Origin of the sequence: Streptomyces sp. NPDC127038, assembly GCF_042725875.1 — a bacterium.
Taxonomy (GTDB): Bacteria; Actinomycetota; Actinomycetes; order Streptomycetales; family Streptomycetaceae; genus Streptomyces.
Map to the genome: position 1 here is coordinate 1 of NZ_JBHXDQ010000014.1, position 19,779 is coordinate 19,779.

General features: G+C 71.5%; 20 protein-coding genes. 17 read left to right on the top strand and 3 right to left on the bottom strand.

The window, feature by feature from the left end; genetic code table 11:
• Nucleotides 1-148: 148 nt before the first annotated feature.
• The 8 genes from map (at nucleotide 149) to truA (ending at nucleotide 5,612) form a co-directional block, all read left to right on the top strand.
• Nucleotides 149-988 (top strand): type I methionyl aminopeptidase, encoded by an 840-nt coding sequence (gene map, locus ACFWI4_RS13275; RefSeq protein ID WP_387194692.1) that lies wholly within the window; start codon nucleotides 149-151, stop codon nucleotides 986-988.
• A 288-nt stretch (nucleotides 989-1,276) separates the two neighbouring features.
• On the top strand, nucleotides 1,277-1,498 hold the full coding sequence (infA, locus tag ACFWI4_RS13280) for a translation initiation factor IF-1 (protein ID WP_003948620.1): 222 nt from the start codon (nucleotides 1,277-1,279) through the stop codon (nucleotides 1,496-1,498).
• A gap of 68 nt (nucleotides 1,499-1,566) precedes the next feature.
• A complete protein-coding gene (rpmJ, locus tag ACFWI4_RS13285; RefSeq protein ID WP_003998809.1) occupies nucleotides 1,567-1,680 on the top strand; it encodes a 50S ribosomal protein L36 in 114 nt (37 codons plus the stop codon).
• Nucleotides 1,681-1,898: 218 nt separating this feature from the next.
• Complete coding sequence (rpsM, locus tag ACFWI4_RS13290) at nucleotides 1,899-2,279, top strand: 30S ribosomal protein S13 (RefSeq protein ID WP_060901485.1); 381 nt, start codon at nucleotides 1,899-1,901, stop codon at nucleotides 2,277-2,279.
• A gap of 69 nt (nucleotides 2,280-2,348) precedes the next feature.
• Nucleotides 2,349-2,753, top strand: a complete 405-nt coding sequence (gene rpsK, locus ACFWI4_RS13295; protein WP_003956432.1) for a 30S ribosomal protein S11 — start codon at nucleotides 2,349-2,351, stop codon at nucleotides 2,751-2,753.
• Nucleotides 2,754-2,931: 178 nt separating this feature from the next.
• Nucleotides 2,932-3,954, top strand: coding sequence for a DNA-directed RNA polymerase subunit alpha (locus tag ACFWI4_RS13300; RefSeq protein WP_003966937.1), 1,023 nt, complete (start codon nucleotides 2,932-2,934; stop codon nucleotides 3,952-3,954).
• A 201-nt stretch (nucleotides 3,955-4,155) separates the two neighbouring features.
• The gene (gene rplQ / locus ACFWI4_RS13305) at nucleotides 4,156-4,653 is read left to right on the top strand and encodes a 50S ribosomal protein L17 (RefSeq protein ID WP_356755684.1); all 498 of its coding nucleotides are present in this window, start codon (nucleotides 4,156-4,158) and stop codon (nucleotides 4,651-4,653) included.
• Between the two features lie 92 nt (nucleotides 4,654-4,745).
• Nucleotides 4,746-5,612: a tRNA pseudouridine(38-40) synthase TruA gene (truA, locus tag ACFWI4_RS13310; RefSeq protein ID WP_387194696.1), complete on the top strand. Its 867-nt coding sequence runs from the start codon at nucleotides 4,746-4,748 to the stop codon at nucleotides 5,610-5,612.
• Nucleotides 5,613-5,777: 165 nt separating this feature from the next.
• On the opposite strand, the gene ACFWI4_RS13315 is transcribed toward truA, so the two are convergent.
• The gene (locus ACFWI4_RS13315) at nucleotides 5,778-6,665 is read right to left on the bottom strand and encodes a hypothetical protein (protein WP_387194699.1); all 888 of its coding nucleotides are present in this window, start codon (nucleotides 6,663-6,665) and stop codon (nucleotides 5,778-5,780) included.
• A 74-nt stretch (nucleotides 6,666-6,739) separates the two neighbouring features.
• Here ACFWI4_RS13315 and ACFWI4_RS13320 point away from each other — a divergent pair, with 74 nt between their 5' ends.
• From ACFWI4_RS13320 to glmM, 4 genes are all read left to right on the top strand, one after another.
• Entirely contained in the window at nucleotides 6,740-7,936 is a 1,197-nt protein-coding gene (locus ACFWI4_RS13320) for a glycosyltransferase family 87 protein (protein WP_387194702.1), read from the top strand.
• A 223-nt stretch (nucleotides 7,937-8,159) separates the two neighbouring features.
• A complete protein-coding gene (rplM, locus tag ACFWI4_RS13325; RefSeq protein WP_037626954.1) occupies nucleotides 8,160-8,603 on the top strand; it encodes a 50S ribosomal protein L13 in 444 nt (147 codons plus the stop codon).
• 42 nt (nucleotides 8,604-8,645) lie between these two features.
• The gene (gene rpsI / locus ACFWI4_RS13330; protein ID WP_037626952.1) at nucleotides 8,646-9,167 is read left to right on the top strand and encodes a 30S ribosomal protein S9; all 522 of its coding nucleotides are present in this window, start codon (nucleotides 8,646-8,648) and stop codon (nucleotides 9,165-9,167) included.
• Nucleotides 9,168-9,363: 196 nt separating this feature from the next.
• Nucleotides 9,364-10,722: a phosphoglucosamine mutase gene (gene glmM / locus ACFWI4_RS13335; protein ID WP_387194706.1), complete on the top strand. Its 1,359-nt coding sequence runs from the start codon at nucleotides 9,364-9,366 to the stop codon at nucleotides 10,720-10,722.
• 74 nt (nucleotides 10,723-10,796) lie between these two features.
• On the opposite strand, the gene ACFWI4_RS13340 is transcribed toward glmM, so the two are convergent.
• The gene (locus tag ACFWI4_RS13340) at nucleotides 10,797-11,732 is read right to left on the bottom strand and encodes a DUF389 domain-containing protein (RefSeq protein WP_387194709.1); all 936 of its coding nucleotides are present in this window, start codon (nucleotides 11,730-11,732) and stop codon (nucleotides 10,797-10,799) included.
• A 42-nt stretch (nucleotides 11,733-11,774) separates the two neighbouring features.
• A complete protein-coding gene (gene coaA / locus ACFWI4_RS13345; protein ID WP_385404862.1) occupies nucleotides 11,775-12,764 on the bottom strand; it encodes a type I pantothenate kinase in 990 nt (329 codons plus the stop codon).
• A 167-nt stretch (nucleotides 12,765-12,931) separates the two neighbouring features.
• On the opposite strand from coaA, the gene glmS reads away from it, so the two are divergent.
• From glmS to alr, 5 genes are all read left to right on the top strand, one after another.
• A complete protein-coding gene (gene glmS, locus ACFWI4_RS13350; protein WP_387194712.1) occupies nucleotides 12,932-14,779 on the top strand; it encodes a glutamine--fructose-6-phosphate transaminase (isomerizing) in 1,848 nt (615 codons plus the stop codon).
• Between the two features lie 52 nt (nucleotides 14,780-14,831).
• A complete protein-coding gene (locus ACFWI4_RS13355) occupies nucleotides 14,832-15,203 on the top strand; it encodes a holo-ACP synthase (RefSeq protein ID WP_384789770.1) in 372 nt (123 codons plus the stop codon).
• A gap of 200 nt (nucleotides 15,204-15,403) precedes the next feature.
• Complete coding sequence (locus ACFWI4_RS13360; RefSeq protein WP_387194716.1) at nucleotides 15,404-16,840, top strand: NAD(P)H-hydrate dehydratase; 1,437 nt, start codon at nucleotides 15,404-15,406, stop codon at nucleotides 16,838-16,840.
• Between the two features lie 512 nt (nucleotides 16,841-17,352).
• The gene (locus ACFWI4_RS13365; RefSeq protein ID WP_387194719.1) at nucleotides 17,353-18,045 is read left to right on the top strand and encodes a L,D-transpeptidase; all 693 of its coding nucleotides are present in this window, start codon (nucleotides 17,353-17,355) and stop codon (nucleotides 18,043-18,045) included.
• A gap of 446 nt (nucleotides 18,046-18,491) precedes the next feature.
• Nucleotides 18,492-19,664, top strand: a complete 1,173-nt coding sequence (gene alr, locus ACFWI4_RS13370; protein WP_385404872.1) for an alanine racemase — start codon at nucleotides 18,492-18,494, stop codon at nucleotides 19,662-19,664.
• Nucleotides 19,665-19,779: the final 115 nt, after the last annotated feature.

Consider the following 19,779-nt stretch of genomic DNA (forward strand, 5'->3'; position numbering starts at 1 on the left):
CCCTCACCGGGTGCCGCGGCCGACGTGCGGGACGGGCGGGGTGCCCGGCCCGTGCGGTACGGGGTCCCATGACCCCGGGCGGGGTGGGGCGAGTCCCCCGTATCGTTGGAGTAGTCCGTAGTTCCGGTCCAGAAAGGCCGCAGCCACCATGGTGCAGATCAAGACCCCCGAGCAGATCGCCAAGATGCGTGAGGCGGGGCTGGTCGTCGCGGCGATCCATGCGGCCACGCGTGAGGCGGCGGTCCCCGGCGCGACGACCCGGGATCTGGACGAGGTCGCGCGCAAGGTGCTCGACGAGCACGGCGCCAAGTCGAACTTCCTCGGGTACGGCGGTTTCCCGGCGACGATCTGCACCTCGGCCAACGAGGTCGTCGTCCACGGCATCCCGGACGACAAGACCGTCCTGAAGGACGGCGACATCATCTCCATCGACGCCGGCGCGATCGTGGACGGCTGGCACGGCGACGCGGCCTTCACCGCGTTCGTGGGCTCCGGCCACGCCCCGGAGCTGATCGAGCTCTCCCGGGTGACCGAGGAGTCGATGTGGGCGGGCATCGCGGCCATGAAGGTGGGCAACCGCCTGGTCGACATCTCCCGTGCCATCGAGACGTACATCCGCCGCCAGCCCAAGCCGGGCGGCGGCAAGTACGGGATCGTCGAGGACTACGGCGGCCACGGCATCGGCACCGAGATGCACATGGACCCGCACCTGCTGAACTACGTCGAGCGCAAGCGGGGCAAGGGGCCGAAGCTGGTTCCCGGGTTCTGCCTGGCGATCGAGCCGATGGTGTCGCTCGGCACACCGCGGACCGAGGTGCTGGAGGACGACTGGACCGTGATCACCACGGACGGGACCTGGTCCTCGCACTGGGAGCACTCCGTGGCGCTGACGCCGGAGGGTCCGCTGGTCCTCACGGCCCCCGACTGCGGCCGGGCCAAGCTCGCCGAGTACGGGGTCACGGCGGCGCCGGATCCGCTGGCGGGCTGACCGTCCGCGCGCGTGTTCGCGGGATCGCACGATATCGGTCCAGTGTTCGACAACACATGACGCATTCCGCTCGCTCCCTTTCTTCGACGGCCGTGCGATCGGCCCGCCCCATCCCCCGCGCATACCGCGCGGAAGGGTGGGGCATCGTCATGAGTAGCGATGGCGGACGGAGACCAATTCGTCTTTCCGGGGGCCCTGACGTAGACTGACTCGTCGGCTCTCGTGCACCCGCATGTCTGCATGCGCTCGCACGAAGTCGATCAAGGTAGTCGATTCGAAGGGCAAAGCGTGGCCAAGAAGCAAGGTGCCATCGAGATCGAGGGCACTGTCGTTGAGTCTCTTCCGAACGCGATGTTCAAGGTGGAGCTCCAGAACGGCCACCAGGTCCTGGCGCACATCAGCGGCAAGATGCGCATGCACTACATCCGCATCCTCCCTGACGACCGGGTCGTGGTGGAGTTGTCTCCGTACGACCTGACGCGCGGCCGGATCGTCTACCGCTACAAGTAGATCTTGCCTTGCTCCGTGTTCCCGTTCCGGGGCACGGGGGGTGGCACTGACCCGGAGAACCTCACCTAATGAAGGTCAAGCCGAGCGTCAAGAAGATCTGCGACAAGTGCAGGGTGATCCGCCGTCACGGTCGGGTCATGGTCATCTGCGAAAACCCGCGCCACAAGCAGCGCCAGGGCTGACGCACGACCGCACCTTCTGCACCCGCAGATACTTCGCGCGACGCAAGCAGTACATGTTCATACGCAGGATCCAGGGCTGAGTCTCATCAGGCCTGACACCCCCGGTCGGAGGCCGGGGACCCGGTTCGTACCGACTCCTCGATCCCCTGGATCCGAGGACGACGGCGGGCGGGATCCGGTTCTGCGGAAGACCTCCGAACGACAACTGGAGCCATTGAATGGCACGCGTTTCCGGTGTTGACATCCCGCGCGAAAAGCGTGTGGAGGTCGCCCTCACCTACGTGTTCGGCATCGGCCGGACCCTTTCCCAGCAGACGCTGGCCGAGACTGGCGTGAACCCCAACACGCGCGTTCGTGACCTCTCCGAGGAGGAGCTGGTCAAGATCCGCGAGTACGTGGACGCCAACATCAAGACCGAGGGTGACCTCCGTCGCGAGATTCAGGCCGACATCCGCCGCAAGGTGGAGATCGGTTGCTACCAGGGTCTGCGCCACCGTCGTGGCCTGCCCGTTCACGGTCAGCGCACCAGCACGAACGCTCGTACCCGCAAGGGCCCGCGTCGCGCCATCGCCGGCAAGAAGAAGCCGGGCAAGAAGTAGTCCTCAGCGGACAACGCTTCATCAGCGGTCTTCGCTGTAGGACCGACCACCTCCCCGTAGGAGAAACAGATGCCCCCCAAGGGTCGTCAGGGCGCCGCCAAGAAGGTGCGCCGCAAGGAAAAGAAGAACGTCGCTCACGGGCACGCTCACATCAAGAGCACGTTCAACAACACGATCGTCTCGATCACGGACCCCTCGGGCAACGTGATCTCCTGGGCCTCCGCCGGCCACGTCGGCTTCAAGGGCTCGCGCAAGTCCACCCCCTTCGCCGCGCAGATGGCTGCCGAGTCGGCCGCCCGTCGCGCGCAGGAGCACGGCATGCGCAAGGTTGACGTCTTCGTGAAGGGCCCGGGCTCCGGTCGCGAGACCGCGATCCGCTCCCTCCAGGCCACTGGCCTCGAGGTCGGCTCCATCCAGGACGTCACCCCCACCCCGCACAACGGCTGCCGTCCGCCGAAGCGCCGCCGCGTCTGACGCACGGCCGCTCGGTCGTCGATCTCGACGGCCCTGTGCTGGACAGAGGTTTTCGGGCGGTACGGCTCCGTAAAAGGGCCGTATCGCCCGTACCCTTGCTGTACCCGGTCTCTTCGGAGGCCAGGTTTTGTCGGGCGTCAAATAGCGGGCGTCCACGAATGAAGGATCTGATCACCACATGCTGATCGCTCAGCGCCCCTCGTTGACCGAAGAGGTCGTCGACGAATTCCGCTCCCGGTTCGTGATCGAGCCGCTGGAGCCGGGCTTCGGCTACACCCTCGGCAACTCCCTGCGCCGCACCCTCCTCTCGTCGATCCCCGGAGCCGCTGTCACCAGCATCCGCATCGACGGTGTCCTGCACGAGTTCACCACCGTGCCGGGCGTCAAGGAGGACGTCACCGACCTGATCCTCAACATCAAGCAGCTGGTCGTCTCCTCGGAGCACGACGAGCCGGTCGTGATGTACCTGCGCAAGCAGGGCCCGGGTCTGGTCACCGCCGCCGACATCGCGCCCCCGGCCGGTGTCGAGGTCCACAACCCCGACCTCGTCCTCGCCACGCTCAACGGCAAGGGCAAGCTGGAGATGGAGCTGACCGTCGAGCGCGGTCGCGGCTACGTCTCCGCCGTTCAGAACAAGCAGGTCGGTCAGGAGATCGGGCGCATCCCGGTCGACTCGATCTACTCGCCGGTGCTGAAGGTCACGTACAAGGTCGAGGCGACCCGTGTCGAGCAGCGCACCGACTTCGACAAGCTGATCGTCGACGTCGAGACCAAGCAGGCCATGCGTCCCCGTGACGCCATGGCGTCGGCCGGCAAGACCCTGGTCGAGCTGTTCGGTCTGGCCCGTGAGCTCAACATCGACGCCGAGGGCATCGACATGGGCCCGTCCCCCACGGACGCCGCCCTCGCCGCTGATCTCGCCCTGCCGATCGAGGAGCTCGAGCTCACCGTTCGGTCGTACAACTGCCTCAAGCGTGAGGGCATCCACTCCGTGGGTGAGCTCGTCGCCCGCTCCGAGGCCGACCTCCTGGACATCCGCAACTTCGGTGCGAAGTCCATCGACGAGGTCAAGGCGAAGCTGGCCGGCATGGGCCTGGCCCTCAAGGACAGCCCGCCCGGATTCGACCCGACCGCCGCCGCCGACGCCTTCGGCGCCGACGACGACGCGGACGCCGGCTTCGTCGAGACCGAGCAGTACTAAGAGCTCGGAGCCGACTACCGGTTCCTGGGTGCGGGTGCGCTGTGCTTGATCGCGACCCCGCGACGGAGTCGCAGATGGACACCGCCCCGCGCCCCCTCCGACTCGCCCCTTTGGGGCTTGTCGGATCTTCGACGGGCGATCGCCCGCTCGGACACTGACCTCGGTACCTAGTACGGCCGGGGCAGACACCTAGGAGAAACAATGCCGAAGCCCGCCAAGGGTGCCCGTCTGGGCGGCAGCGCCGCGCACGAGAAGCTGCTCCTCGCGAACCTCGCGAAGTCGCTCTTCGAGCACGGCCGCATCACCACCACCGAGGCCAAGGCCCGTCGCCTGCGTCCCTACGCGGAGCGTCTGGTCACCAAGGCGAAGAAGGGTGACCTTCACAACCGCCGCCAGGTGCTCTCGGTGATCACGGACAAGAGCATCGTGCACACGCTCTTCACCGAGATCGGCCCGCGCTACGAGAACCGCCCGGGTGGTTACACCCGTATCACCAAGATCGGTAACCGCCGTGGCGACAACGCGCCCATGGCCGTCATCGAGCTGGTGGAGGCCCTGACCGTGGCCCAGCAGGCCACCGGTGAGGCCGAGGCCGCCACCAAGCGTGCCGCCAAGGAGACCGAGGCCCCGGCCAAGGTCGAGGACACCAAGGTCGAGGACGCCGTCGAGGCTCCCGCCGAGGAGTCGAAGGACGCCTGAGGCACTGCCTTGCTGTGAGCGGGTCCGTCCCTTCGGGGGCGGGCCCGCTTTCGCGTACCCGGGCACGGTCCCGGGCTTGAGAGGATCTAGGTGTGAGTGACGAAGCGGAGCCCGGGTTCGTCCGGGTGCGGTTGGACCTGTCGTACGACGGGACCGAGTTCTCCGGGTGGGCCCGGCAGGCCGGCGGGCGCCGGACCGTGCAGGGCGAGATCGAGGACGCCCTGCGGACGGTGACGCGGACGAGGGACACCACGTACGAGCTGACCGTGGCCGGGCGGACCGACGCCGGGGTGCACGCGCGCGGCCAGGTCGCCCATGTCGACCTGCCGGACGCACTGTGGGCCGAGCACCGGGAGAAGCTGCTGAAGCGGCTGGCCGGACGGCTGCCCAAGGACGTGCGCGTGTGGTCGCTCACCGAGGCGCCCGCCGGTTTCAACGCGCGGTTCTCGGCGATCTGGCGGCGCTACGCCTATCGCGTGACCGACGAGCCGGGCGGTGTCGATCCGCTGCTGCGCAGTCATGTCCTGTGGCACGACTGGCCGTTGGACGTGGACGCCATGAACGAGGCGGCCCGGGCGCTGCTGGGGGAGCACGACTTCGCCGCCTACTGCAAGAAGCGCGAGGGCGCCACGACCATCCGCACGCTCCAGCAACTGAGCCTGGTGCGGGGCGAGGACGGGGTCGTCACCGCCACCGTGCGGGCCGACGCCTTCTGCCACAACATGGTGCGGTCGCTGATCGGGGCGCTGCTGTTCGTGGGGGACGGGCACCGCGGGCCGGAGTGGCCGGGCAAGGTGCTGGCCGCCGGCGTACGGGACTCGGCCGTCCACGTCGTACGGCCGCACGGGCTGACGCTGGAGGAAGTCGGCTACCCCGCCGACGAGTTGCTGGCCGCGCGGAGCAAAGAGGCCCGGAACAAGCGGACGTTGCCCGGTGCCGCCGGGTGCGATTCCTGCTGACGCCCGGTCACCGGGCCCGGTTCCGGGCCGGATCGGCGCCGCTGAGCGGCCGTCGGGCGGCGTGCGGAATCCGGCGACGTACGCAGTCCGGGCAGCGTGCGGAGTCCGGGGGGCGTGCGGAGTCCGGGGGGCGGCCGGATCGTCGCCGGCCGCCGTCCCGGAGCGCTACTGGTTGGCCGCGGCCGACGCCTGGGCCTGGCCGCGCCGGCTGATCTGGCGGAACGCGAACTCCGCGAGATCGTCGCCGGTGGTGAACACGGCGGTGTCCTTCGTCGTCACGTCCTTGCCGTCGGTGAACCCGGCGAGCGTGAAGTAGGCGTAACGGCCGTAGGCGTTGGTGGTCGAGCGGCAGACCGCCGCGTTGCAGAACGCCTTGATGCCGTTGCCGGGGAGCGAGGCGATGATGCTCTTGCTGTCCGCGTCGGCCTTGGCCTTGCTCGCCTGGGCCTCGGTGTCGAAGACCGCGACGCCGACCGTCACCGCCACCCCGTCCTTGACGTAGGTGACCCGCATGAAGCGGGTGCAGCCGTCCTTGGTGAGGACCGGCGGCAGCGTGCCCTTCGCGGCCGAGGCGCAGTTCTTCGTGTCGGCCGTCGGACCCTTGCGGTACACGCGGTTGCCCATGGTGAGCTGCGTGCCGGGGAAGAGGATGTCCGGGCTCAGCGGCGCGGTGTCCTTCTGCGCGCTGGCTATGAACTGCTTCGGGTCCAGCGGCGGCGGGGCCGAGGTCGGCTCGAAGGACGGCGCCGGTGTCGTGGCGCCGGGGATGTCCGAACTGGCGGGCAGTTTGGACGGCTGGTTGGAGGCGTCGTTGCTCCCGTTGGCGTTGGCGACGGCCATGGCCACGGCAGCACCGACCGCGACGGTGGCCACGGCCCCGCCCACGATGAACAGCACTTTGCGGCGCTTGTTGCGCGTTTCGGAAGCCTCCGCCATGGCGGCCCAGTCGGGATTCCCGCTGGAACGCTGGTTGTTCCACTGAGGCGTTTGCTGAGACCCCGGCTTCCAGGGGTCCCACGGGGGCTGCCCCTGCCCACCCTGCCCATAACTCATGCGCCGCATCTTAGACGGGGGTTGGGGGGTGCCGGTCAGCTCCACCGGGCACTTGAGCCCCTAGCGTGATCTGAATGCGCAAGGGCAAAAGTGACATCTCCGGGTGGTTGGTGCGTAGGGCCTCCTGGCACGCGTGGGCGGCATCGGTGCTGGTGCTGGGCGCGCATGTCGTGGGCGTCGCGCTGCGCACCTCGGACGGGGGCATGGACAACGCGATCGTCGTGCGGGCGGCGCGGACCTGGCTGAACGGCGGTTCGCCGTACGCGGACCGGCACTTCCTCTATCTTCCGAGCGCGGTGCTCGCGGCGGTCCCGCAGACCCTGCTGCCCCCGTACGCGCTCCGGGTGCTGGTCCCGCTGACGGTGACCGTGCTGCTGCTGGCGGGCTGGCTCTGCGCGCTGCGCGTCCACGGGGTGCCGTGGCGCAGCCGGCTCGGGGTGCTGGGGCCCGTGGTGCTCGCGCTGGGCTTCGCGCCGTTCGGGCATCTGGTGGCGCTCGGCAACTGGACCGTGACCGCGGCGGCGGCGCTGCCGTTCGCGCTGCTGCTGGCCGCGCGGGAGCGGTGGGGGTGGGCCGGGGTGGTCATCGGCGCGGCCCTCGCCCTCAAGCCGCTGCTCGCGCCCGTGGCCCTCCTCTTCCTCTTCGCGCGCCGCCGGAGGGCGCTGGCCGGGGTGGTCCTGGTGCCGGCCGTGGCGTCCGGCGGGGCGGCGCTGCTGATGCCCGATCCTGCGGCGTTCGTCACACGGACGCTGCCGTTCCTGCTGCGCGGCCACGACGGTTTCGTGCGGCTCTACGAGGCATCTCCGGTGGCCGTGCTGCCGCGGCTCGGCGTGCCGTCCCCGGTGGCGGTCGCGCTCGCCTGCGCGGCCGCGGGCGCCGGGGTGCTGGCCGCGTACCGCCGCTGGTCGCGGGGTGTTCCCGGGCCGTTGCGGCTCGCCGAGACCGCGGTGCTGCTGATGCTCTCGGCGTTCCTGGTGTCCAGGCCGTCGTACGACCACTATCTGCTCGTCGTGGTGCCGCTGCTGCTCGCGGGGCTGCCGTACCCCGCCTCGGCGGCCCGTGGGCCCTGGTTCTGGCTGGCGCTGGTGCCGCAGGTGCCCGGCGCGGACTGGCCCTGGCTCCAGGCGGTGACCCGGCGTTCCTTCCGTGACTGCTTTACCCTGTGTGTGATGACTGCATCGGTGGCGCTCAGGCGTGACCGTCAGCTGCCGCTCGCCGGACCGGTCCGCTTCGTCGCTCAGCGACGGGAGCGACGGGCCACGAGGGCATGAGCACTCGCGTTTTGACCCTTCCGGGGCACCGCGGGTAAGCTTGCAGTTCGTTATGTGTATTGGCTTGCTCATTCTCACGTGAGGGGCCCTTACACCGGTCCACCGGGGCCGATGACCAGCGACCAGCACGCGGTATGCGTCACCGCAGTGCGGTCAGGGCTGTCGTGATCGTCCGTGGTGGCCATGTCAGGACCCACTCACTGAAGAAGCGAAGGCTACGACCGTGCGTACGTACAGCCCCAAGCCCGGCGACATCACTCGCCAGTGGTACGTCATCGACGCCCAGGATGTCGTCCTGGGCCGTCTGGCGACCACTGCTGCGAACATTCTGCGCGGCAAGCACAAGCCGATCTACGCCCCCCACGTCGACGCTGGTGACTTCGTCATCATCATCAACGCGGACAAGGTGCACCTGTCCGGCAACAAGAAGACCCAGAAGCTGGCGTACCGCCACTCCGGTTACCCGGGTGGTCTGCGCTCCGTCCGTTACGACGAGCTGCTGGCGAAGAACCCCGAGAAGGCCGTCGAGAAGGCCATCAGGGGCATGGTTCCCAAGAACACCCTCGGCCGTCAGGTGCTCTCGAAGCTGAAGGTCTACGCGGGCGAGAACCACCCGCACGCTGCTCAGCAGCCGGTCCCGTTCGAGATCACCCAGGTCGCGCAGTAGTTCCGGCCACCCCCTAAGACGAAAAAGAATCTGAGGAGAATCGTGGCCGAGACCACCGTTGAGCAGCCGGTCGAAGAGACTGAGCTCGTCGACATCGAGAACTACACCACCGAGTCCGAGGTCCCCGTCGAGGGCGAGTACACCTCGGAGTCGCTGGCGGGCCGCTTCGGCGACCCGCAGCCGGCCGCTGGCCTGGGCCGTCGGAAGAACGCCATCGCCCGCGTCCGGATCGTTCCGGGCACCGGCAAGTGGAAGATCAACGGCCGCACCCTTGAGGACTACTTCCCCAACAAGGTGCACCAGCAGGAAGTCAACGAGCCCTTCAAGGTGCTCGAGCTCGACAACCGCTACGACGTCATCGCCCGCATCTCGGGTGGCGGCGTGTCCGGTCAGGCCGGTGCCCTGCGCCTCGGCGTGGCCCGCGCGCTGAACGAGGCCGACGTGGACAACAACCGCGGCGCCCTCAAGAAGGCCGGCTTCCTCAAGCGCGACGACCGTGCGGTCGAGCGCAAGAAGGCCGGTCTCAAGAAGGCCCGCAAGGCTCCGCAGTACAGCAAGCGTTAATCTTCGCTGCTTGCTTCTGCGCGTAGTCACGCGTAGCTCCGAACGCCCCGGCGGCACGGTCATCGTGCTGCCGGGGCGTTCGTTTATCACAGTGGTTGGGCGTATAACGGCACAAGGTGCTCAAAGGCTCATGTGATCGGATGACTCCGTATCCTGCGGGGGACTTCCGTACTCTGCAGCTTTCTCAGGAGGACAAGTGGGACGACTCTTCGGCACGGACGGCGTGCGTGGTGTCGCCAACGCGGATCTGACGGCCGAGCTCGCGCTCGGGCTCTCGGTCGCGGCGGCACACGTACTCGCCGAGGCGGGCACGTTCCAAGGCCACCGGCCCGTGGCGGTCGTGGGGCGGGATCCGCGCGCGTCCGGGGAGTTCCTGGAGGCGGCCGTGGTCGCCGGCCTCGCCAGCGCCGGTGTGGACGTCCTGCGCGTCGGCGTGCTGCCCACCCCCGCGGTGGCCTATCTCACCGGGGCGCTCGGCGCCGACCTCGGCGTGATGCTCTCCGCCAGCCACAACGCCATGCCCGACAACGGCATCAAGTTCTTCGCCCGCGGCGGACACAAGCTCGCCGACGAGCTGGAGGACCGGATCGAGGGCGTCTACGAGGAGCACCGCACCGGCGCTCCCTGGGACCGCCCCACCGGCTCGGGCGTCGGCCGTGTGAAGTCCTACGACCAGGGCTTCGACCAGTACGTCGCCCACCTCATCGGAGTCCTCCCGAACCGGCTCGACGGTCTGAAGGTCGTCCTGGACGAGGCGCACGGCGCGGCCGCCCGCGTCTCGCCCGAGGCCTTCGCGCGGGCCGGTGCCGAGATCATCACGATCGGCGCGGCGCCCGACGGCCTCAACATCAACGACGGCTGCGGCTCCACCCATCTGGACCTGCTCAAGGCCGCCGTGGTCGAGCACGGCGCGGCCCTCGGCATCGCGCACGACGGCGACGCCGACCGCTGCCTGGCCGTGGACCACACCGGCGAGGAGATCGACGGCGACCAGATCCTGGCCGTACTCGCGCTGGCGATGCGGGAGCGTTCCGCACTGCGCTCCGACACCGTTGTCGCGACGGTCATGTCCAACCTGGGCTTCAAGCTCGCCATGGAGCGCGAGGGCGTCGCCCTCATCCAGACGGCGGTGGGCGACCGTTACGTCCTTGAGGAGATGAAGGCGCACGGCTACGCCCTCGGCGGCGAGCAGTCCGGGCACGTCATCGTCCTCGACCACGCGACCACCGGCGACGGCACGCTCACCGGCCTGCTGCTGGCCGCCCGGGTCGCCGAGACCGGCCGTACGCTCAAGGACCTCGCCTCGGTCATGGAGCGGCTGCCGCAGGTCCTCATCAACGTCCCCGACGTCGACCGGACGCGGGTCGGCACCTCCGCCGAGCTCGCCGCCGCGGTGGCCGACGCCGAGCAGGAGCTCGGCGCCACCGGACGGGTGCTGCTGCGCCCCTCCGGCACCGAGCCGCTCGTCCGCGTCATGGTCGAGGCCGCCGACATCGACCACGCCCGCTCGGTGGCCGCCCGCCTCGCCGACGCGGTGAAGTCGGCCCTCGGCTAGCAGCCCCGCACGAAACCGTGAGGCCCGGCACCCCAGGGGCGCCGGGCCTCACGCATGTCCGGGAGTCTCTCCAACTACGCCGGCTGCCGCTTGCGCTGCGCCGCCCAGAACCACTTCTGGGCCATCAGCGTGAGCGTGCCGGCCACCACGATGCCGAGCAGGTTGAACAGCAGCTGCTTGGTGGAGCCCCAGGTCTGGCCCATGTCGCCGTAGCTGAGGGCCACCGCGGCGTTCGCGGCCGCCGGGACCGTCGTCACGGAGATCGCGACCCCGACCAGGGCCCCGGACTTCGCCGAGGTCAGCGACAGTATCCCGGCGACGCCCGCGAGCACCGCGACGACGAAGGAGAACCAGTCCGGGGCGTAGACGAACCCGGTGTTGGGGCGCGCGCCTTCCAGCTTCGCCTCGCTGAACAGGCCCACCCCGTCCATGAAGAGGCTGAAGAGCACCGTCGCCGCCATGGCGATCGCGAAGCCGGCCAGCAGCGCCGTCAGGGAACGCAGGGCGAGGCGTCCGCCGCGCTGCACCATCGCCGTGCACAGCCCGGCCAGCGGGCCGAACTCCGGCCCCACGGCCATGGCGCCCACGATCAGTACCGCGTTGTCGAGCACCACACCGCACGCGGCGATCATCGTGGCGATCGTGATGAAGGCGACGTAGGTGACCGACAGCGTCGACTCCTCGTGCGTGGCCTCCTCCAGGTGCTCCCACAGCACCGCGTCCGCGCCCTCGCCCGGGGCCTCCTCCTCGGCCCGGTCGGCCCGCTTCGACAGCGACAGGTCGATGTCCTCGACCGCGATCGAGCCCGTACGGTCGATGCCCAGGCCGCGCAGGCCGCCGATGAGTTCGTCACCCGCCTCCCGGGCGACGTCGCACATGACGACGTCTCCCGCCGGGTTGCGGGCGGCGCCGGGAAGGACGACGAGGTGAGTGGTGCCGACGGTCTCCTCGATCAGGCGGACGACGTCGTCGGTCCTGTCCGAGGGCGTGATCAGGCGCAGGTGCAGCATGGCCGCAGGGTAGTCGCCGGCCGCGCGGCGGCGGCCGCCGGACTACAGCTTGCGCAGGCTCAGGCGTTGGACCTTGTGGTCCGGGCCCTTGCGGACGACCAGGGTCGCCCGGCCGCGGGTGGGTGCCACGTTCTCCAGCAGGTTCGGCCTGTTGATGGTGCGCCAGGTCGTACGGGCGTAGTCCAGGGCCTCCTCCTCGGAGACCTGGGTGTACCTGCGGAAGTACGAGTCGGGCTTCTGGAAGGCCGTCGCGCGCAGCTTGCGGAAGCGGTTGAGGTACCAGCGCTCGATGTCCTCGGGGCGCGCGTCGACGTACACGCTGAAGTCGAAGTAGTCCGCGAGGCCGACCCGGGTGCGCCCGTCCTTGCCCGGCAGCGCCGGCTGGAGCACGTTCAGGCCCTCGACGATGAGGATGTCGGGACGGCGGACCGTGAGCCGCTCGCCCGGCACGATGTCGTAGATCAGGTGCGAGTAGACGGGCGCCGTCACCTCGTCCTTGCCCGCCTTGATGTCCGCGACGAACCGGGTCAGGGCCCGGCGGTCGTACGACTCGGGGAAGCCCTTGCGGGACATCATCCCGCGCGCCTCCAGGTCCTTGGTGGGGAGCAGGAAGCCGTCCGTGGTGACCAGCTCGACGCGGGGGTGCTCGGGCCAGCGGGAGAGCAGGGCCTGGAGCAGGCGGGCGACGGTGGACTTGCCGACGGCCACGGAGCCGGCGACCCCTATGACGAACGGGGTCCCGGACTGCGAGCCCTTCTCGCCCAGGAAGGTGTTCAGCGCGCCTCTGAGCCCGTCGGTGGCGCCGACGTACAGGTTCAGCAGCCGCGACAGCGGCAGATAGATGTCCCGCACCTCGTCGAGGTCGATGACATCGCCCAGACCGCGCAGCTTCTCGACCTCCTCGGCGTTCAGCGGGAGCGGCGTCTTTTCGCGCAGCGCGCTCCACTCGGCACGGGTGAGGTCGACGTAGGGAGTCGCCTCCGGCTTGGACCGGTGGGCGCTCCGCGGCAACGAGGAGACCGGAGAGATCACAGTCCATTGTTACGGGAGTATGGACGGGATGGAGGGTGGGGTCCGTCACGCCGGGTGACACGCCCGGAGTCCCGGAGCCCGCGGGCGTCTCCCGAAGGCGGCCCGAATTTCCGATATCGGGCACGGTGAGCCGGATTCGGGAGGCCGTCGGACCGTACGCTGCCGCCATGTGCGGAATCGTGGGATATGTGGGGTCGCAGCCGGCGCTCGACGTGGTGATGGCCGGACTGAAGAGGCTCGAGTACCGGGGATACGACTCGGCGGGTGTCGCCGTCCTGGCGGACGGGGGACTCGCCGTCGCGAAGAAGGCCGGGAAACTGGTCAACCTGGAGAAGGAGCTGGCCGGCAGACCGCTGCCGGCCGGGACGACGGGGATCGGGCACACCCGCTGGGCCACCCACGGCGGCCCCACGGACGCCAACGCCCATCCCCATCTGGACAACGCCGGCCGCGTCGCCGTCGTCCACAACGGCATCATCGAGAACTTCGCCCTGCTGCGCGCCGAACTGGCCGAGCGGGGGCACGACCTGGCCTCGGAGACGGACACCGAGGTGGTCGCCCATCTGCTCGCCGAGGAGTACTCCTCGTGCGCGGACCTGGCGGAGGCGATGCGGCTGGTGTGCCGGCGTCTGGAGGGCGCGTTCACGCTGGTCGCGGTGGACGCCGACGAGCCGGACGTGGTGGTCGGCGCGCGTCGCAACTCACCGCTGGTGGTCGGCGTCGGCGAGGGCGAGGCGTTCCTCGCCTCGGACGTCGCCGCGTTCATCGCCCACACCCGGTCGGCGATCGAACTGGGACAGGACCAGGTGGTCGAACTGCGCCGGGACGGCGTGACCGTCACCGGGTTCGACGGCGCTCCCGCCGACGTCCGCTCGTACCACGTCGACTGGGACGCGTCGGCGGCGGAGAAGGGCGGCTACGACTACTTCATGCTCAAGGAGATCGCCGAGCAGCCCAAGGCGGTCGCCGACACCCTGCTGGGGCGGATCGACGCGGCCGGTTCGCTGACCCTCGACGAGGTGCGCATCCCGGTACGGGCGCTGCGCGAGGCCGACAAGGTCGTCATCGTCGCCTGCGGCACCGCCTTCCACGCCGGGCTGATCGCCAAGTACGCCATCGAGCACTGGACCCGCATCCCGTGCGAGGTCGAGCTGGCCAGCGAGTTCCGCTACCGGGACCCGATCCTGGACCGGCAGACGCTCGTCATCGCCATCTCGCAGTCCGGCGAGACCATGGACACGCTGATGGCCCTGCGGCACGCCCGCGAGCAGGGCGCGAGGGTGCTGGCGATCTGCAACACCAACGGCTCGACGATCCCGCGCGAGTCCGACGCGGTGCTGTACACGCACGCGGGACCCGAGGTCGCCGTCGCCTCCACCAAGGCGTTCCTCACCCAGCTGGTGGCCTGCTATCTGGTGGCGCTGTACCTGGGCCAGGTGCGCGGCACCAAGTGGGGCGACGAGATCCAGGCCGTCATCCGGGAGCTGTCCCGCATCTCCCGCGAGGTCGAGCGGGTCCTGGAGACCATGGAGCCCGTACGGGAGCTCGCGCGCTCCCTCGCCTCCAAGAACACCGTCCTGTTCCTCGGCCGGCACGTCGGCTACCCGGTCGCGCTGGAAGGCGCGCTGAAGCTCAAGGAGCTGGCGTACATGCACGCCGAGGGCTTCGCCGCCGGGGAGCTCAAGCACGGGCCGATCGCCCTGATCGAGGCGGACATGCCGGTCGTGGTCGTGGCCCCGTCGCCGCGCGGGCGCTCGGTGCTGCACGACAAGATCGTCTCCAACATCCAGGAGATCCGGGCCAGGGGCGCCCGCACGATCGTCATCGCGGAGGAGGGCGACGAGGCGGTCGTCCCGTACGCCGACCACCTCATCCGCATCCCGGCCACGCCGACGCTGCTCCAGCCGCTGGTGTCGACGGTTCCGCTCCAGGTGTTCGCCTGCGAACTGGCGACGGCCCGGGGCAACGAGGTGGACCAGCCGCGCAACCTGGCGAAGTCCGTGACGGTGGAGTGAGCGGCCCGGCCGGATGAGGCCCCGGGGCGGCCCCGCCCTCTAGGGTTCCGGCATGAGCATCATCGGGGTCGGTATCGACGTGGCCGAGATCGACCGGTTCCGGGCGTCGCTTGAGCGTACGCCCGGACTGGCCGAACGCCTTTTCGTGGAGAGCGAGTTGCTGCTGCCCAGCGGCGAACGGCGGGGCATCGCCTCGCTCGCGGCCCGCTTCGCGGCGAAGGAGGCGCTCGCCAAGGCGCTGGGCGCCCCGGCCGGGCTGTACTGGACGGACGCCGAGGTCTACGTCGAGGACAGCGGCCGGCCGCGGCTGCGGGTGAAGGGCACGGTGGCGGCCCGCGCGGCCGAACTGGGCGTCTGCTCCTGGCACGTGTCGCTCAGTCACGACGCCGGGGTGGCCTCGGCCGTGGTCGTGGCGGAGGGCTGACGCGGGCCGTGCCCGGCGGGCCGGCCGGTACGGAGCCGCGCGGGCCGGGTGAGACGGGCTCCCGGTGCGGAGCCGCGCGGGCCCGCGTGACACGGATTCCCGGCGGGGAGCCGCGCCGACCCGCGTGACACGGTGCCGGGTGCCGGGTGCCGGGTGCCGGGAGCGGGCACGGGGTGGGCCCGTGCGGGAGACTCGGCACCATGCGTACTGCGTACAGCGTGGAGACCGTGAGAGCCGCCGAACGGGAGCTGATGGCACGGCTCCCCGAGGGGGCGTTGATGCAGCGGGCGGCCGCCGGACTCGCCGCCGCCTGCGCCGACCTGCTGGGCCGGGTGTACGGCCGCCGGGTGGTCCTGCTGGTGGGCAGCGGGGACAACGGCGGCGACGCCCTCTACGCCGGGGCGCGCCTGGCCCGGCGCGGCGCGGGTGTCACCGCGGTGCTGCTCGCCCCCGAGCGGACCCACCCGGGGGGACTGACGGCGCTGCTGCGCGCCGGAGGCACCACGGCCGCGCCCGCCGCCGCCGAACCCCTGCTGCGCCACGCCGACCTCGTGGTCGACGGCATCGTGGGGATCGGCGGCAAGGGCGGCCTGCGGCCCGAGGCGGCACGGCTCGCCGCCCTCGCGGACGCCTCCCGCGCCGCCGTCGTCGCCGTCGACCTCCCGAGCGGGGTCGAGGCGGACACCGGAGAGGTGCTCGGCCCCGCCGTCCGCGCCGACCTCACCGTCACCTTCGGCACCCACAAGCCGGGGCTGCTCGTCGATCCGGCGCGCGGGTACGCCGGATCCGTACGGCTCGTCGACATCGGGCTCGATCTGCCGGACCCCGCCGATCTGGAGGCGCTCCAGCACCGCGACGTCGCGGCCCGGCTGCCGTTCCCGGGCGCGGAGAGCGACAAGTACCGGCGCGGTGTCGTCGGGATCGCCGCCGGGTCCGCCCGCTACCCCGGGGCGGCGGTGCTCGCCGTGGCCGGGGCGCTGCGCGGCGGGGCCGGTGCGGTGCGGTACGTCGGGCCCGCAGCGGAAGCCGTCCTCGCGCGTTTCCCCGAGACGCTGGTCTCCGGCTCCGGGCCGTCCAAGGCGGGCCGGGTGCAGGCCTGGGTGGTGGGCCCCGGCGCCGGGGACGACGCCTCGGCGGTCGCGGAGGTGCTGGAGGTGGACGTGCCGGTGCTGGTGGACGCGGACGGGCTGCGGCTCGCCGACCGGGGGGCCGTACGGGCCCGCAGCGCGCCGACGCTGCTGACCCCGCACGCCGGGGAGGCCGCCGCGCTGCTGGGCATCGCCCGGGAGGCGGTGGAGGAGGCCAGGCTGGCCGCCGTACGGGAGCTGGCGGGGCTGTACGGGGCGACGGTCCTCCTCAAGGGGGCGACGACCCTGGTCGCCGGTCCGACCGGCGGAGCGGTGCGGGTGAACGCCACCGGGACGGCGTGGCTGGCCACCGCGGGGAGCGGGGACGTGCTGTCGGGCCTCGCGGGGTCGCTGCTCGCCTCGGGGCTCTCCGCGCTCGACGCGGGAAGCGTGGCCGCGTATCTGCACGGACTGGCGGGCCGCTTCGCCGCGGACGGTGCCCCGGCCGGGGCCCACGACGTGGCCGAGGCGCTCCCCGCGGCCTGGCGGGACACCGTCGACGGGCCCTGACCCGGCAGGTCGGAGGCGTTGCACAGATCGGGGGACCCTTTGCGCGCGGCGCGGGCCGGGCGCGTGTGATGTTGCGTATGTCTGTTCGCGTGATGAGCAGACGAAGGGCTTGCCGGGGGATCGCGGTGCTGCTGGCGGCGGTGGCGGCCGTGCCCGTCGGAACGGTGGCGGCCGTGTCCGCTCCGCTGCCGCCTCCCTCCGGACACGCGGGTGCCCCGTGGTCCGGTACGGCGCGGGGGCCGCGTGCGGCCTGGCCGGGGGACACCCCGGGCGGGCGGATACTGCCGACGGCCGCGGGCGGCCCCGCCACGGGGCGGAGCCTGCGGGGCGCTCCCGGGTCGGGCCGCGCACCGGCCACGTTCGCGCCGGACCTGCCGGTACGGGTCCTGCCCCCACCCACCGGCTCCTGGCCGGCCGGACCGCTGTCCGACGGGTTCGGGCGGAGCGGGCCGGTGTCCGACCGGTTCGGACGGGGCGGGCCGGTGTCCGAAGGGTCCGGGCGGGGTGGTCCGGTGTCCGACCGGTTCGGGCACGGGCGCTCCGGGCCGGACGGCTCGGCACCCGGCGGGGACAGGCCGGTCGGCGACGGGTCCTCCCGTCCCGAATCCGGCTCCGGCTCGGGATCGGGATCGGAGCGGGCCGAGCCGGTGTGCGAGGGGCATGGCGGGCCGTATCGGCGGCGGGCCGGGCGATGGCTGAGGCCGAGGGCGGACGGGAAGCCGTCGGCGGCGGACTGCCGGGCGGCCGGCGCGTTCCAGGAGAAGCACGGCGTCGAGCCCGCCGCCGGGATCCCCGGAGCGGCGGACCGGGCCCGTGCCCGGACGTTCCGTGGCTGCCCGGTCCGCTCGTACCGGGTCGCCTGCGTCGATCTCTCGCACCAGCGCACCTGGGTGCAGCAGCGGGGCCGGATCCTGTTCGGCCCGGTGCCGATGCGCAGCGGCGGGGTCAGGCACCCCACGCGTACGGGCTGGTTCAGGATCTACTGGCGCCACCTGCACCACTGGTCGACCCTCTACAACAGCCCCATGCCGTACGCCCAGTTCTTCAGCGGCGGGCAGGCCTTCCACGCCGTCCGCGGCAGCATCCGCACCCGCGGCGGCTCGATGGGCTGCGTGAACCTGCGGCTCGCGGACGCCCGCGGGCTCTGGAAGGTGCTCGGCAAGGGCGACCACGTCTACGTGTGGGGCCGAAGGCACCACGCCTAGGAACTGGGCGCCGGGGCCCAGGGGGCACGGGTACGGGCCGGACCAGGGCCCAGGGGTGAGCCCCGGACAAGGGCCGCGCCCCGCCCGACCCCGGACCGGTCCACCTCGGACCGGCCCACCCCTGGGCCCGAACCCGCGGCCCGGATCCGAACCCGAACCCCCGGATCGGGCCACCGGGTCCCGGCCGCCCCGGGTCCCGACCACCCTGGGCCCGAACCCCGGGCCCCGTCCTCGGCCGCCCCCGCCCCCGGCCCAGGTTCCCGGGTGGCCCCGGGCCGGTCCAGGCGGCGAGTCCGGCCGGTTCCCAGAGCGGTCCCGGGGCGGTCCCGGGGCGGACCTAGGGGCGGACCAGGGCGGGAATCGGTGAGTACCCGGGGTGGGCCCATGGTGTGGACCGGGGACCGGTGCCGGAGGGCTGCCGTGCGCCTCTGAGAGACTGGGGCGCGATGACAGAGACAGCACACCCGCGGACCGCGCCCCTGCGCGCCCGCGCCGAGATCGATCTGGCCGCCCTGCGAGCCAACGTGCGGGCCCTGCGTGCCCACGCGCCGACCGCGGCCCTGATGGCCGTGGTCAAGTCCGACGCGTACGGCCACGGCGCGGTCCAGTGCGCCCGCGCCGCGCGCGAGGCGGGTGCCACCTGGCTCGGCACGGCCACCCCGGAGGAGGCGCTCGCCCTGCGGGCCGCCGGTCTGCCGGGCCGTGTCATGTGCTGGCTCTGGACGCCGGGCGGCCCCTGGGCCGAGGCGATCGAGGCCGACATCGACGTCTCGGTCAGCGCGCTGTGGGCGCTCAGGGAGGCCGTGGCGGCCGCCGAGGCCGTCGGAACGCCGGCCAGGGTGCAGCTCAAGGCCGACACCGGCCTCGGACGGGCCGGCTGCCAGCCCGCCGACTGGGCGGAGCTCGTCGCCGAGGCCCTGGCCGCCGAGGCACGCGGACTGATCACCGTCACCGGGCTCTGGTCCCACTTCGCCTGCGCCGACGAGCCGGGCCACCCCTCGATCGGGGCCCAGCTCGCGCTCTTCCGCGAGATGGTCGCGTACGCCGAGGAACAGGGCGTCCGCCCCGAGGTGCGGCACATCGCCAACTCGCCCGCGACCCTGACCCTCCCCGAGAGCCACTTCGATCTCGTACGGACCGGCATCGCGGTCTACGGGATCTCGCCGAGCCCCGAGCTCGGCACCCCCGCCGACTTCGGACTGCGCCCGGTGATGACGCTGAGCGCCTCGCTCTCCCTGGTCAAGCACGTACCGGCCGGTCACGGCGTGAGCTACGGCCACCACTACGTCACCCCGGGCGAGACCACCCTCGGCCTCGTCCCCGTCGGCTACGCGGACGGCGTCCCGCGGCACGCCTCGGGTACGGGCCCCGTCCTGGTCGGCGGCAAGTGGCGTACCGTCGCGGGCCGGGTCGCCATGGACCAGTTCGTCGTGGACCTCGGCGGCGACGAGCCGGAACCCGGAGCCCGCGCGGTCCTGTTCGGGCCCGGCGACGGAGGCGAGCCCACCGCCGAGGACTGGGCGCGCGCGGCGGGCACGATCGCGTACGAGATCGTGACACGCATCGGAACCCGCGTTCCGCGCGTCTACGGGAAAGTGAAAGAGGAACAAGGCGGGTAACACCCCTTAGCCGAACAGGCGCGCGGGACCGGGCGGGCGAACGGCGCCGGGCGGCATCCGGCGCGCGTACAGCCACAGCCGACACCCACAGCCACACCGACAGCCGACAGCCGAG